The organism is Methylobacterium sp. WL119 (genome assembly GCF_008039875.1).
Lineage (GTDB): Bacteria > Pseudomonadota > Alphaproteobacteria > Rhizobiales > Beijerinckiaceae > Methylobacterium.
Genome location: NZ_VRUU01000046.1, coordinates 1 through 12,599, shown reverse-complemented (window position 1 = coordinate 12,599; position 12,599 = coordinate 1). Strand labels below are relative to the sequence as shown.

General features: G+C 72.8%; 12 protein-coding genes. 8 read left to right on the top strand and 4 right to left on the bottom strand.

The features are described from left to right. The first annotated feature begins 41 nt into the window (after positions 1 to 41). Positions 42 to 1,319 (top strand): polyhydroxyalkanoate depolymerase, encoded by a 1,278-nt coding sequence (gene phaZ / locus FV227_RS16565; RefSeq protein ID WP_147727968.1) that lies wholly within the window; start codon positions 42 to 44, stop codon positions 1,317 to 1,319. Between the two features lie 85 nt (positions 1,320 to 1,404). After that, positions 1,405 to 2,139, top strand: a complete 735-nt coding sequence (locus FV227_RS16560; RefSeq protein ID WP_147727963.1) for a SprT family zinc-dependent metalloprotease — start codon at positions 1,405 to 1,407, stop codon at positions 2,137 to 2,139. Positions 2,140 to 2,346: 207 nt separating this feature from the next. On the opposite strand, the gene FV227_RS16555 is transcribed toward FV227_RS16560, so the two are convergent. Next, complete coding sequence (locus tag FV227_RS16555) at positions 2,347 to 2,721, bottom strand: hypothetical protein (RefSeq protein ID WP_147727962.1); 375 nt, start codon at positions 2,719 to 2,721, stop codon at positions 2,347 to 2,349. 276 nt (positions 2,722 to 2,997) lie between these two features. On the opposite strand from FV227_RS16555, the gene FV227_RS16550 reads away from it, so the two are divergent. From FV227_RS16550 to FV227_RS16535, 4 genes are all read left to right on the top strand, one after another. Continuing rightward, positions 2,998 to 3,534, top strand: coding sequence for an invasion associated locus B family protein (locus FV227_RS16550; protein ID WP_243938115.1), 537 nt, complete (start codon positions 2,998 to 3,000; stop codon positions 3,532 to 3,534). 17 nt (positions 3,535 to 3,551) lie between these two features. Next, on the top strand, positions 3,552 to 4,205 hold the full coding sequence (locus FV227_RS16545) for a hypothetical protein (protein WP_147859469.1): 654 nt from the start codon (positions 3,552 to 3,554) through the stop codon (positions 4,203 to 4,205). A 190-nt stretch (positions 4,206 to 4,395) separates the two neighbouring features. Beyond that, positions 4,396 to 6,225 (top strand): glycosyltransferase, encoded by a 1,830-nt coding sequence (locus FV227_RS16540; RefSeq protein WP_246686604.1) that lies wholly within the window; start codon positions 4,396 to 4,398, stop codon positions 6,223 to 6,225. Between the two features lie 2 nt (positions 6,226 to 6,227). Next, a complete protein-coding gene (locus FV227_RS16535; protein WP_147859468.1) occupies positions 6,228 to 7,976 on the top strand; it encodes a glycosyltransferase in 1,749 nt (582 codons plus the stop codon). Here FV227_RS16535 and purC read toward each other — a convergent pair. Both purC and nth read right to left on the bottom strand, forming a co-directional pair. Continuing rightward, entirely contained in the window at positions 7,924 to 8,718 is a 795-nt protein-coding gene (gene purC / locus FV227_RS16530; protein WP_147728905.1) for a phosphoribosylaminoimidazolesuccinocarboxamide synthase, read from the bottom strand. The two genes, FV227_RS16535 and purC, sit on opposite strands and share 53 nt — an antisense overlap. 328 nt (positions 8,719 to 9,046) lie before the next feature. After that, the gene (gene nth, locus FV227_RS16525; RefSeq protein WP_313898983.1) at positions 9,047 to 9,751 is read right to left on the bottom strand and encodes an endonuclease III; all 705 of its coding nucleotides are present in this window, start codon (positions 9,749 to 9,751) and stop codon (positions 9,047 to 9,049) included. Between the two features lie 44 nt (positions 9,752 to 9,795). On the opposite strand from nth, the gene FV227_RS16520 reads away from it, so the two are divergent. Both FV227_RS16520 and FV227_RS16515 read left to right on the top strand, forming a co-directional pair. After that, positions 9,796 to 10,317 (top strand): DUF2244 domain-containing protein, encoded by a 522-nt coding sequence (locus FV227_RS16520; RefSeq protein ID WP_147728907.1) that lies wholly within the window; start codon positions 9,796 to 9,798, stop codon positions 10,315 to 10,317. A gap of 74 nt (positions 10,318 to 10,391) precedes the next feature. Further along, the gene (locus tag FV227_RS16515) at positions 10,392 to 11,882 is read left to right on the top strand and encodes an amidase (RefSeq protein ID WP_187274847.1); all 1,491 of its coding nucleotides are present in this window, start codon (positions 10,392 to 10,394) and stop codon (positions 11,880 to 11,882) included. Positions 11,883 to 11,892: 10 nt separating this feature from the next. Here FV227_RS16515 and FV227_RS16510 read toward each other — a convergent pair whose 3' ends face one another. Beyond that, the gene (locus FV227_RS16510; protein ID WP_147729926.1) at positions 11,893 to 12,135 is read right to left on the bottom strand and encodes a hypothetical protein; all 243 of its coding nucleotides are present in this window, start codon (positions 12,133 to 12,135) and stop codon (positions 11,893 to 11,895) included. Positions 12,136 to 12,599: the final 464 nt, after the last annotated feature.

Here is a 12,599-nt window from a genome sequence, read left to right as displayed (position 1 = left end):
CCGACGGCCGCGTCCGGGCGAAGGAGCGTTCGATGGCCCGGATGGATCTCGCCTACACCGCCTTCGAGGGCATGCGGTTCCTGATGGCGCCGGCGCGCATGGCCGCCGACATGGCGCGGTTCGGCCTGCAGAACCCGGCCAACCCGCTCGCCTACTCGCCCTACGCCCGCTCGATGGCCGCCGGCTGCGAGATGTTCGAGCGGGCCACCCGCCGCTACGGCAAGCCGGCCTTCGGGCTGTCCGAGACCGTCGTCGACGGCGTCGCCGTGCCGGTGACCGAGCGGATCGTGTGGGAGCGGCCGTTCTGCCGGGTGATCGCGTTCGAGCGCGCCTTCGCGACCCCGCCGGCCAGCCCGCAGCCGAAGCTCCTCGTGGTCGCGCCGATGTCGGGCCACTACGCGACGCTGCTGCGCGGCACCGTCGAGGCGATGCTGCCGAACCACGACGTCTTCGTCACCGACTGGTCGGATGCGCGCATGGTGCCGCTGCTCGCCGGCCGGTTCGATCTCGACAGCTACATCGACTATTGCAAGGCGATCTTCGCCGCGCTCGGGCCGGACCTGCACGTGATGGCCGTGTGCCAGCCGGCGGTGCCGGTGCTGGCGGCGATCGCGGTGATGGAGGCCGCGGGCGATCCCGGCGTGCCGGTCTCGATGACCCTGATGGGCGGGCCGATCGACACCCGCCGCTCGCCCACCGCCGTGAACTGCATGGCGCAGGAGCGCGGGCAGGCCTGGTTCGAGACCAACACGATCTCCTACGTGCCGCCGATCCATCCGGGCGCGTGGCGGGCGGTCTATCCGGGCTTCCTGCAGCTCTCGGGATTCATGGCGATGAACCTCGACCGGCACGTGACGGCCCATTCCGACATGTTCGACCATCTCGTGAAGGGCGACGGCGATTCGGCGGAGAAGCACCGCGAGTTCTACGACGAGTACCTGGCGGTGATGGATCTGACGGCCGAGTTCTACCTCCAGACCGTCGAGACGGTGTTCGTGAACCACGACCTGCCCAAGGGCACGATGCGCCACCGCAGCGTGCCGGTCGACCTGACGGCGATCCGCCGCTGCGCGATCCTCGCGGTCGAGGGCGAGAACGACGACATCTCCGGCGTCGGCCAGACGCTCGCAGCCCTCGACCTGACGCCGAACCTGCCCCAGGAGCGCAAGGCCTACCACCTGCAGCCGGGCGTCGGGCATTACGGCGTGTTCAACGGCTCGCGCTACCGCACGATCATCGCCCCGCGGATCGCCGCCTTCGTGCGCGCGATGCAGGGGCTTCCGGCCGACGCCGCGGCGCCGATTCAGCTCGCGAGCTGAGCGGCGCTTCCGACGGGGCGAAAACGCGCCGGAATCTGGCGTCGCCGCCCTGGAGGGGCGGCGGCCACGCAGCTAGACTGGCGCCATGCCCTTCGCGCTGCTGCGACGCCCCGATCCCGACCATCTCGATATCGTGCACGACGGCGAGACCTACCGCGTCGCGGTGCGTCGGCGCCCGACCGCGCGGCGCCTGACGCTGCGGGTCTCGGCCGCCACCGGCGAAGTGGTGATCACCCTGCCGGCCCGCAGCGCGATCAGCACCGCCCAGCGCTTCGCCGTGAGCCACGGCGGCTGGATCGCCGCGCGCCTCGCCCGTGTGCCCGAGCGGGTGCCGTTCGCGGAGGGCGCGATGGTGCCCCTGCGCGGCGTGCCGCACCGGATCGTGCGGCGGGGCTCGCGCAGCGGCATCACCCGGATCGAGGCCGACGCGGCCGAGCCGGTGCTGTCGGTCTCCTGCGGGCCCGAGCACGTCGCCCGCCGGGTGCAGGCCTTCCTCGACGGGGAGGTGCGCCGCGACCTTGCGCGTGCGGTGGCGCACTACACGGCCAAGCTCGGTCAGGGTCCGGTGCGGATCACGGTGCGCGACACGCGCAGCCGCTGGGGCTCGTGCACCGCCGGCGGCGCCTTGAACTTCTCCTGGCGCCTGATCCTCGCGCCGCCCGTCGTGCTCGACTACCTCGTCGCCCACGAGATGGCGCACCTGCGCGAGATGAACCATTCGGCCCGGTTCTGGACGCTGCTCGGCCAGCTCTGCCCCGAGGTCGACGCGGCCGAGGCCTGGCTCAAGCGCAACGGCACGGCGCTGCATCGCTACGGGTGAGGGTGCGGATCGCGGACCGAGGACGCGCCATTCCACCGGTCCCTCCCCGTCATCCCGGGGCCGCGCAGCGGAGCCCGGGATCCAGAGCCGCGACGGCGCATACGGGAACACGACCTGCGGTTCTGGATCCCGGGCTCGCCTTCGGCGCTCCGGGATGACGGGACGGGGCGTGAAACCGCGTGCGCGAACGGTGCGGCTTCGCGAATCTCACCCCTTCGCGCGCAGCACCCGCTCGCGCGAGACCCGTTCCGCCGGCCAGGCCGGGCGGGGGTCGACCTCGCCGGGATCGAGGGTGCGCGGGGCGACGCTGTCGCAGAGCTCGCGCTGGCGCACGACGATCGGGTTGCCGAATTCGTCGCGGCGACGGATCAGCCCGCCCTCGCGGCAGAAGCCGGCGATGGCGGCGTTGCCGTTGCGGCGGCCGTAGGGGTTCACCTCCACCGGCGGATGCTCGACCGTGAGCAGGCCGCTGCGGTTGAGCGAGCGCTCGACGTAGGTCGTCTCGCCGATCGGAAGCGGCTCGGCCGTCGCCGCGACGCCGGTGGCGCCGAGCAGCAGGACCGTCAGGGCGAGGACACGCATGGCGCCGGCTCTCGTGTGATGATGCATCGCTGCGATATCTAGGTCGCGGCGCGCCCCGGCGATAGCGCATTGTGGCAACATTCGGTCCGCACGGTGTCCGGCCGCCGCGTTTCGGGCCCGGGCGGGACGAGGCGGCGCTGAGGCCCGCGCGTTTGCCGCGCGCGCCGGCGCGGCTCGCTTGACAGCGCCGGGCCCCGCATGGTCGGAACACCCGGGTTTTCGGCAAGGCCTCCCGCCCGCAACGGGCTCGGGGGCGCGCTCGTGAAGGGATCGTCGGTGCGGCTGCACAGGAGTTTCGACCGTGTCAGGCGCCTGTCGTCGGCGCTGGCAACCGTGGCCCTCGCCGGCGGCCTGCTGGGCGGCCTCGGCGGCGCGGCGCAGGCGCAGGGCATGGTGCGCAAGACCTTCGAGGACTGGCAGCTGCGCTGCGAGACCCCGGCCGGCGCCAAGGCCGAGCAATGCGCCATGGTGCAGTATCTCGCCGCCGAGGACCGCCCGAACCTCACCCTGGTGGTCATCGTCCTGAAGACCGCCGACAACCGCGGCTACCTGCTGCGCGTGGTCGCGCCGCTCGGCGTGCTGCTGCCGTCGGGCCTCGGTCTGAAGATCGACCAGACCGACGTCGGCCGCGCCGGCTTCGTGCGCTGCCTCACCACCGGCTGCGTCGCCGAGGTGGTGATGGACGAGGGCCTCGTGCGCCAGTTCAAGGCCGGCACGCAGGCGACCTTCATTGTGTTCCAGACGCCGGAAGAGGGCGTCGGCATCCCGCTGTCGATGAAGGGCTTCGCGGCCGGGTTCGACAGCCTGAAGTGAGCATCGGGAGGCGCGGCATGATCGGGGCTTTGGGGATCGGGCGAACGGCCCTCTGCGGGCTCGCCCTCGCGCTCGGCGCGGCGCCCGCGGGTGCCGAGGAGGGCAACATCTTCTCCAACCTGCTCAAGTACGGCGGCACCACCGTGCCGCCGTCGCAGCCCAAGGAGCTCGAGGCGCCCAACTGCCCGACCGTCGACGTGCCGGACGGCGGCGCCGCGCTCACCAACCCGGCCGGCGCCACCGGCGCCGGCATCCGCAGCCAGGTCTCCCTCGGGCGCATCGCCCGCGAGTGCACCCGGCGCGCGGACGGGTCGATCACGGTCAAGGTCGGCATCGAGGCCCGCGTCCTGCTCGGCCCCTCCGGCGCGCCCGGCCGGTTCGACGTGCCCTTCACCATCGCGATCAAGCACGACGACAAGACCGTCAGCACCCGCACCCGCCGCGTCGCGGTCTCGGTCGGGTCGGGCGAGGCCCAGGGCTTCGCCACGGTGGTGGAGGACGACATCCCCGTGCCGGCCGCCGTGAGCGCCGACTACGAGATCGTCGTCGGCCTGGGCGGCGCCCCGAAGGCGGCGGCGGCGAAGCCGAAACCCCGCCGCCGCGCGCCGGTGGCCCAGGCCCCGTCCGAGGCGCCCTCCGAAGCTCCGGCCGAGGCGGGCGCCGCGCAGTGAAGCCCAAGCCGGGAGACGGCCCGTTCCGCGCCTGACCGCCCGGCTCGACCTCGGGCGCGCGACCGCGTTCCACTGCGTGCCGGCGGCCGACCCGGTCTTCGACCGCCGCCTCGTGCTGCCGGAGATCGGCCGCGGCGGCTGGGTCGTCCTGACCTATCGCGAGCCGCCGACCGCCCGGCCGCGCCGGCCGATGCTGCGCCTGATCCGCGCCGAGGGCGCGCAGGACGTGGTGCTGCCCGGCGTCGCGCAGCCCTGCGCCCACTGGCTCGGCCTGCTCCCGGACGACCTTCGCGAGATCCGCCTCGCCGCCGGACCCGGCTTCGTGCTGGAGCGCGTCGGCCGCCGCACCGAGGCGAGCCTGTTCCTGCAAGCGCTCGCGACCCGGCCGCTCCGCGCCGTCTCCGCCCTCTACGAACGCCTGCGCGGCGACGAGCGCCGCTATCGCGACACCCTCCGCGGGACCTGCGCGGTGACGCCGCGCGCGCGGTTCTCGGATTGGGCAGCGGACCGCGCCCTCCTTCCGCCCTCCCCCGAAGGCGGGGGAGGGAAGGGGGCGTTCGGCATGATCCGCGTGCTCGTCCTGGCCGACGCGGATGCCGAAAGCCTCGCCGCGACGCTCGCGAGCCTGCGCGCGCAGACCCATCCCGACTGGCGCGCGATCGTCCTGCACGCCACCTTGCAGGCCACGCCCGACGACCCTCGCATCGCGCACGAGGCCTGGCGCGACGATCGCGGCCTCGGGGATGTCCTCGGAATCGCGCCCCTCTGCCTGCTCCGCGCCGGCGACTGGCTGAGGCCCGACGCGCTCGCTCGGCTCGCCGCAGAGATCGGCACGGCCGACCTGATCTACGCCGACGAGCTGCGCGACGGCGCGCCCCGGCTGAAACCGGATTGGAGCCCGGATCTCGCCCGCACCACCGGCTACCAGGGCCGGCCGTGGCTCGCCGCGCCGGCCCTGCTCGCGCGCCTTCCCGAAGACCCGGCCGGGGCGATCGCGGCGTTTCCGCTCGTCCTCGACCTGTGGCTCGGCGCGCGCGCGACCCGTGTGGCGCACCTCCCGCGCATCCTCGCCGAGACCACCGGGGCCGCGCCGGATGCCGCGCCGCGCGCCGCCGCGCTCGCCCGGCATCGCACCGACGCCCCCGAGCCGGTGATCCGCGACGGCGTCGTCGACCTGCTCTGGCCGCTGCCCGAGCCGGCGCCGCGCGTCAGCATCGTGATCCCGTCGCGCGACCGGCTCGACTTGATCGAGCGGGTCTGCCGCGGCGTCCTGCACGAGACCGCCTACCCTGCCATCGAGTGCGTGATCGTCGACAACGGCTCGACCGATCCGGCGGTGCTCGCTCACTACGACGCGCTCCGGCGCGATCGGCGGGTGCGGATCGTCGCGTTCGATGCGCCCTTCAACTTCTCGGCGATGGTCAATGCCGGGGTGGCGGCCGCGACCGGCGCCGTCGTCGTGCTGCTCAACAACGACGTGGCGGTGCTGCACCCGGATTGGCTCGACGCGATGGTCCGGCAGGCGCTGCGGCCGGAGGTCGGCGCGGTCGGCGCCAAGCTGCTCTACGCGAACGGCACGTTGCAGCATGCCGGCGTCGTCGTCGGGCTCGGCGGGCGGGCCGGGCACATCCTGCGCAAGCGCCCCGCGGGCAGCCCCGGCCGTCTCGGGCAGATGCGGGTCGCGCACGAGGTCTCGGCCGTCACCGCCGCGTGCCTCGCTGTTTCACGGGAAAACTATCGGGCGGTCGGCGGCTTCGACGCGGAGGCGTTCCCGGTCGATTTCAACGACGTGGATTTCTGCCTCCGCCTCGGGGCGGCCGGTTGCAAGACGGTGTGGACGCCGGCCGCCACCCTGGCTCACCTCGAATCGGTGAGCCGCGGCCCGTCGGTGGGCGCCAAGCGCATCCGGTTCGAGGCGGAGGCCGCCCGCTTCACCGAGCGCTGGCGCGACGTGATCCGGCACGATCCGTTCTATCATCCCGCCCTGTCGCTCACGACCTTCGGCGAGGACCTGGAATAGCCATGGCTGGCTCGGGCACGCGCGCCGTCGCCGCCACCCTGGCGCGTCATCCGCGGCGGACCTTCGCGATCCTCTGGGCCCGCCTCACCGGCCGGCGCCTGCGCGCGCGCCAGCAATGCGCGGCCCTCGTCGGCATCGATCACCGCCTGGCGCTGCCGCCCGGGATCCTGGACCGGTTTCCGACCGAGCCCGTCCCGTCCGACGATCCCGACCTCCGCCTGCTCACGGCACCGGGTCACGCGCTCGTCGCGGGCGCCCGCCGGGCCTTCGCCGCCGCCTTCGCCGCCGATCCGAGCCTGCACGCGCTCTACGGCGACGCGCTGGTCCAGGCTTCGCCCGGCGGCCCGGTGTTCCCGCTGCTGCGCCCGGCCTTCGATCCCGACTACCTGATGGCCGTCGACTGGCTCGGCCCGGTGCTCGCCGTGCGCTGGACGAGCCTTTGCGCGATCGCCGGCGGGGACGCGGAGATCTCGGCCCTCGACGCCGCCTTGCGCATCGTCGAGCGCTTCGGCCCGGACGCGATCGGGCACCTGCCGGGGATCGTGTCGGTTCGGATCGGGCCGGACCTCGCTTCCGACCGCGCGCCTTCCCTCCCCCCTCTGCGGGGGAGGGGACCCTCCGAAGGCGAGCGGGAGAGGGGAGCGACCGATCCGGTCACGGCGCTCCCCGCTCCCGACCCTCGCTCGCGCGAGGCCCACCCTCTCCCGCTTCAGGGCGAGGGAAGGCGGGGGCCGCAAGACGCCCATCTCGAAACCCGGCTCGCCAGCCTACGCCGGCACCTCGACCGCACCGGTCGGGCCGCGACCCGGCTCGCGCGCGAACCCGACGGCGTCGTCTCGGCCCTGCATCCGCTGCCCGATCCGCTTCCCCTGGTCAGCGTCATCGTCCCGACCCGCGACCGGGTCGATCTGCTGCGCGCGTGCCTCGACGGCCTGCGCACCCGCACCGACTGGCCGAGCCTCGAGATCCTGATCGCCGACAACGACAGCCGCGCGCCCGAGACCCTGGCCTACTTCCGCGCCCTCGAAGGCGAGGGGGTGCGCGTCGTCGCCTGCCCGGGGCCGTTCGACTTCGCCGGCATGAACAACGCCGCCGCCGCGCTGGCGCGGGGCGCGCTGCTCGCCTTCGTCAACAACGACGTCGAGGCCTTCAGGCCGGACTGGCTCGGGCGGATGGTGCGCGAGGCGCTGCGGCCCGAGATCGGCGCGGTCGGCGCCAAGCTGCTCGACGGGGAGGGCCGGATCCAGCACGGCGGCATCGTGCTCGGCACCGGAGGCCTCGCCACCCATGCGCATCGGCACTTCCCCGGGGACGCCCCCGGCGACGGCATGCGCCTGCGGGCGACGCATGCGGTCTCGGCCGTCACCGCCGCCTGCCTCGTGGTCGAGGCGGCCAAGTTCCGCGCGGTCGGCGGCTTCGACGCCGCGCATTTCGCGGTCGACTTCAACGACGTCGACCTGTGCCTGCGCCTGAACGCGGCCGGCCACCGCACGCTGATGGTGCCAGGCGCGGTGCTGCATCACCGCGAGGGCGCGAGCCGAAAGCGCTCGCCGGAGGCCGAAAGCCGCCACGCCCGCGAGGTCGCGGCATTCAAAATGCGATGGGGGCCGCTGCTGGTGCAGGACCCCCATTATCATCCGGGCTTCGATCCCGATCTCTCGACCCACGCCCGGCTGCGCGCGGGCGCCGTCGACGGCCCTACTGGACCAGGCGCGGTCCGCCGGTCTGGACCTTCTCGTTCTCCGACATGATCCCGAGCCGCTTGGCGACCTCGGTATAGGCCTCGATCAGGCCGCCGAGATCCTTGCGGAAGCGGTCCTTGTCGAGCTTGTCGGCGGACTTGATGTCCCACAGCCGGCACGAATCCGGGGAGATCTCGTCGGCGACGACGATGCGCATCATGTCGCCCTCCCACAGGCGGCCGGTCTCGATCTTGAAGTCGACCAGGCGGATGCCGACGCCGAGGAACAGGCCCGACAGGAAGTCGTTGACGCGGATCGCCAGCGCCATGATGTCGTCGATCTCCTGGGGCGTCGCCCAGCCGAACGCGGTGATGTGCTCCTCCGACACCATCGGGTCGTTGAGCGCGTCGTTCTTGTAGTAGAACTCGATGATCGAGCGCGGCAGCTGGGTGCCCTCCTCGAGCCCGAGCCGCGTCGCCAGCGAGCCGGCGGCGACGTTGCGCACCACCACCTCGAGCGGGATGATCTCGACTTCGCGGATCAGCTGCTCGCGCATGTTGAGCCGGCGAATGAAATGGGTCGGCACGCCGATGTCGTTGAGGTGCTGGAAGACGAACTCCGAGATCCGGTTGTTCAGCACGCCCTTGCCGTCGATGATCTCGTGCTTCTTCGCGTTGAAGGCGGTCGCGTCGTCCTTGAAGTGCTGGATGAGCGTTCCCGGCTCCGGACCCTCGTAGAGGACCTTCGCCTTGCCCTCGTAGATGCGACGGCGGCGGTTCATAGGCGTGTACCGTGGTTTGAGGAAGTCCATCGGGCCGTGGCTCCTTGGCGACGAGACGTGCGCGGATTCCGCGGCGTTCAGACCTCGGGAGAGGTCGGGCCGCGGGCACATGTCATGGCTGGGAACCCCGGCGACCGTGCCGCAAACTACCCGAAGCGCGCTGGCAGCACAACGCGTTAGCCGGGTGGGGGATACGCGCGGCGCGCCTTCCTCGGCCTTGGTCGACGGCGGCGTTCGTCCGTCGCGCGCACGCTTCCCGCCCCCGCCCCGTCATCCCGGGCTCGCCTTCGGCGCCCCGGGATGGCGGGCGGGATGACGGGATGCCTTCCCCCTTGCAGGCCTCACACCGGGGCGCCCCTCACGCCGTCTTGTCCGGGTAGCGGCACAGGTCGGCGATCGGGCAGTTCGGGCAGTCGGGCTTGCGCGCCTTGCAGACGTAGCGGCCGAACAGGATCAGCCAGTGGTGGGCATTGAGGCGGAAGGGCTCGGGCACCAGCGCCTCCAGCCCGGCCTGGACCTTGTCGGTGGTGGCGGCGACCACCAGCGGGATGCGGTTGGCGACACGGAAGATGTGGGTGTCGACCGCGATGCGGGCCTCGCCGAAGGCGACGTTGAGCACCACGCTCGCGGTCTTGGCGCCGACGCCGGGCAGCACCTGCAGCTCCGCTTGGCTGCGCGGAACCACCCCGCCGTGCTGCTCGACCAGGATGCGCGAGAGCGCGATCACGTTCTTCGCCTTGGTGTTGAACAGCCCGATCGTGCGGATGAAGTCGCGCACCCGGTCCTCGCCGAGCGCCAGCATCGCCTCCGGGGTGTCGGCGATCGCGAAGAGCGGCCCGGTCGCCCGGTTCACGCCGACGTCGGTCGCCTGGGCCGACAGCACCACCGCGACGAGCAGCGTGTAGGGGTTGAGGAACGTGAGCTCGGCCCGCGGCTCGGGATTGGCCGCCCGCAGGCGCGAGAAGATCGCGACGACGGCCTCGGGGCCGACCGGATCGGGCGCGCGGGTGGCGCGTGCGACGATCGGTCGGGCGAGCGTGCCCCCGATCGCGGCTTTCTTCACGGCGGGCGGCTTCCTGGCTGGCATCGTCGGGTTATATTGGCCCCATGGCGAGCGGCAACCTCCACGTCCACCCGGACGGCCTCGATCCCGATACCATCGATCGGCCGGTGTTCTCGGCCACCATCCGGCCGGCCCAGTCCCTGAGCCGCGCCGGCTTCAAGGTGGTGATGACGGGCTGCTGCCTGGTCTCGCTGGTGATCTCGGTCTGGTGCTGGCGCATGGGCTTCTGGCCGGTCGCCGGCTTCTTCGGCCTCGACATGCTGGCGATCTACGCCGCGCTCAAGGTCAGCTTCCGCCGCGGCCGCTCCTTCGAGGAGGTGATGATCTCCCAGCTCGAGATCCTGCTCACCCGCGTCAGCCACCGCGGCGAGCGCCACCAATGGCGCTTCAACCCGCTCTGGACCAAGCTCACCCAGGTCGAGGACGAGGAGTTCGGGTTGCAGCGCCTGACCCTGGTCTCGCGCCGGGAATACGTCGTCGTCGCCCGCGACGCCTCGCCCGACGAGCGCGCCCGCATCGCCCGCGGCCTCACCGGCGCGCTGGCGCAGGTGAAGAAGGGGTACTGACCGGCGCGCCGCGTGTTTCCCGGCTCGTCGGCACGGAAGATGCCTCGTCCCCCACACCCCAGCGGATGACGCCCGTGCACGACACCTCCACCATCGACCGACGCGCCCTGCTCGGCGGAATCGCGACGGCTGCGGCCCTCGCGGCATCGCCCGCCCGGGCGGGCGGCACGAACGCGCTCACCGCCGCCTCCGCGAGCGCGCTGGCCGAGGCGATCCGCACCCGGCGCGTCACCGCCGCGGAGGTGGTCGAGGCGCATCTGGCCCGCATCGCCGCGGTCAACCCGCAGCTCAACGCCGTCGTGCAGCTCACCGCCGACTCCGCGCGGCGCGAGGCGGCGGCCGCCGACGCCGCCCTGGCGCGGGGCGAGGCGCCGAAACCGCTGCACGGCGTCCCGGTGACGATCAAGGACACACTGGAGACCGCGGGCGTGGTCTGCACCGGCGGCACGCTGGGTCGGGCCGCCTACGTGCCGAAGGCCGACGCGACTGCGGTGGCCCGCCTTCGCGCGGCCGGCGCGATCGTGCTCGGCAAGACCAACGTGCCGGAGCTCGCCGGCGCGCTGGAGACCGACAACCTCGTCTACGGCCGCACCAACAACCCCTACGACCTCGCCCGCACGCCGGGCGGCAGCAGCGGCGGCGAGGCGGCGATCGTCGCGGCCGGCGGCTCGCCCCTCGGCCTCGGCACCGATGCCGGCGGCAGCATCCGCGTGCCGGCGCATTATTGCGGGCTGGCCGCGCTCAAGCCGACCTCGGGCCGCATCCCGCGCACCGGGCAGTTTCCCCGGCCGATGGGTGCCCGCAACAGCGTGTTCCACGTCAGCCTGATCGCCCGCCGCGTCGACGACCTCGCCCTCGCGCTGCCCATCGTCGCCGGGCCGGATTTTCGCGACTACACCATCGTCGACATGCCGTTGCGCGATCCGGACGCCGTCGGCCTGCGCGGGCTGAAGCTCGCCTTCTTCGACGACGACGGCGCCTCGGCCCCGACGCCGGAGATCGCGGCGGCCGTGCGCGCGGCGGCGAGGGCGTTCGCGGAGGCCGGCCTGACGGTCGAGGAGCGCCGCCTGCCGGAGGCCGAGACGGCGGCGGCGGTCTACTTCGACATGACCCGCGGCGACGGGGGCGCCGGCACCCGCGCCTTCCTGCGCTCGATCGGGACCGAGCGGATCTCGCCGCTGTTCGAGCAGTCGCTCGGCACGCGCGCGGCGCCGGCCATGGCCGGCATCACCGAGGCGCTGGCGGCGTTCGCCCGCTGGGACGCGTTCCGCAACGCGCAGCTCGCCTTCCTGCAGGGCTACGACGCGGTGCTGTCGCCGGTGGCGCCCTACGTCGCGCCGGCGCACGGCACCAGTTTCGATCCGGCGCTGCAGCGCGGGGTCGGCTACGCCCAGAACCACAACCTCACCGGCTGGCCGGCGGTGGCGGTCCGCGTCGGCACCTCGCCCGAGGGGATGCCGATCGGGGTGCAGGTGGCGGCCCACCCGTGGCGCGAGGACGTGGCCCTCGCCCTCGGCCGTCATCTCGAGGCGAGCTTCGGGGGCTTCGCGCCGCCCGCGATCTGACCGGTCGTCCCTACGCGCCTGGCGCCCAGTCGATCGTCGGGCGCTGCGCCAGGATGCGGTCGAAGTAGTTGGCCACCGCCTGCGCCCCGTCCGCATGCATCATCGCCACCGGGTGGGCGAGGTAGGCGCGGGCCAGCTCCAGCGGCATCTCGCCGGCCTTCAGCGCGTTGAGCACCGCATCGATGAAGGCGTCGTTGGCCTCGTTGAAATCGCTCGACAGCTTCTTGCGGTCGTTCAGGGCCTGGATCGCCATCGCGCATGCTCCGTGCCGCCCCCGCGGCGACGCGGTTCTACGGATGGAGAGGCCGATCGTTCCCGGAGAGGGCGCACCCGTCTCGGGATCGCTGGAGGGCCTTCCGGACGGCCTGTCGTGGTTCTGTCGTCGAAATCGGAGAAAGTTCCGTTTTGGCTGTTGACGGGGCACTGAGCGGTCCGTATACCCCGCTCATCGGCAACGGGGCGGCGGCGACGCGGTTCTCCGGGGCTGGTATCACCTCCGACGGATTGGCTGGGCAGGCCGGTGGAAACCGGGCGCTCTGCTGTTTTTGTCGGTTGTGAGTGTCGGGTCCGGGTTTCGGCGGTGCCGAAGACGGGGTTGACAGGGTATCGGCGGGGGCTTAGACGCCTCCCACCGCTGAGGCGGACCACCGACTGGTTGGTTCGGTATCACGGGTTTCCAAGACGGGCAAGGTGGTTTCGGGGCATTATGCTCTGGGA

Coding starts and splice junctions, on each gene's coding strand:
- phaZ (WP_147727968.1), top strand. CDS start 42: ATGGATCTCGCCTACACCGCCTTCGAGGGCATGCGGTTCCTGATGGCG.
- FV227_RS16560 (WP_147727963.1), top strand. CDS start 1,405: ATGCCCTTCGCGCTGCTGCGACGCCCCGATCCCGACCATCTCGATATC.
- FV227_RS16555 (WP_147727962.1), bottom strand. CDS start 2,721: ATGCGTGTCCTCGCCCTGACGGTCCTGCTGCTCGGCGCCACCGGCGTC.
- FV227_RS16545 (WP_147859469.1), top strand. CDS start 3,552: ATGATCGGGGCTTTGGGGATCGGGCGAACGGCCCTCTGCGGGCTCGCC.
- FV227_RS16540 (WP_246686604.1), top strand. CDS start 4,396: ATGCTGCGCCTGATCCGCGCCGAGGGCGCGCAGGACGTGGTGCTGCCC.
- FV227_RS16535 (WP_147859468.1), top strand. CDS start 6,228: ATGGCTGGCTCGGGCACGCGCGCCGTCGCCGCCACCCTGGCGCGTCAT.
- purC (WP_147728905.1), bottom strand. CDS start 8,718: ATGGACTTCCTCAAACCACGGTACACGCCTATGAACCGCCGCCGTCGC.
- FV227_RS16520 (WP_147728907.1), top strand. CDS start 9,796: ATGGCGAGCGGCAACCTCCACGTCCACCCGGACGGCCTCGATCCCGAT.
- FV227_RS16510 (WP_147729926.1), bottom strand. CDS start 12,135: ATGGCGATCCAGGCCCTGAACGACCGCAAGAAGCTGTCGAGCGATTTC.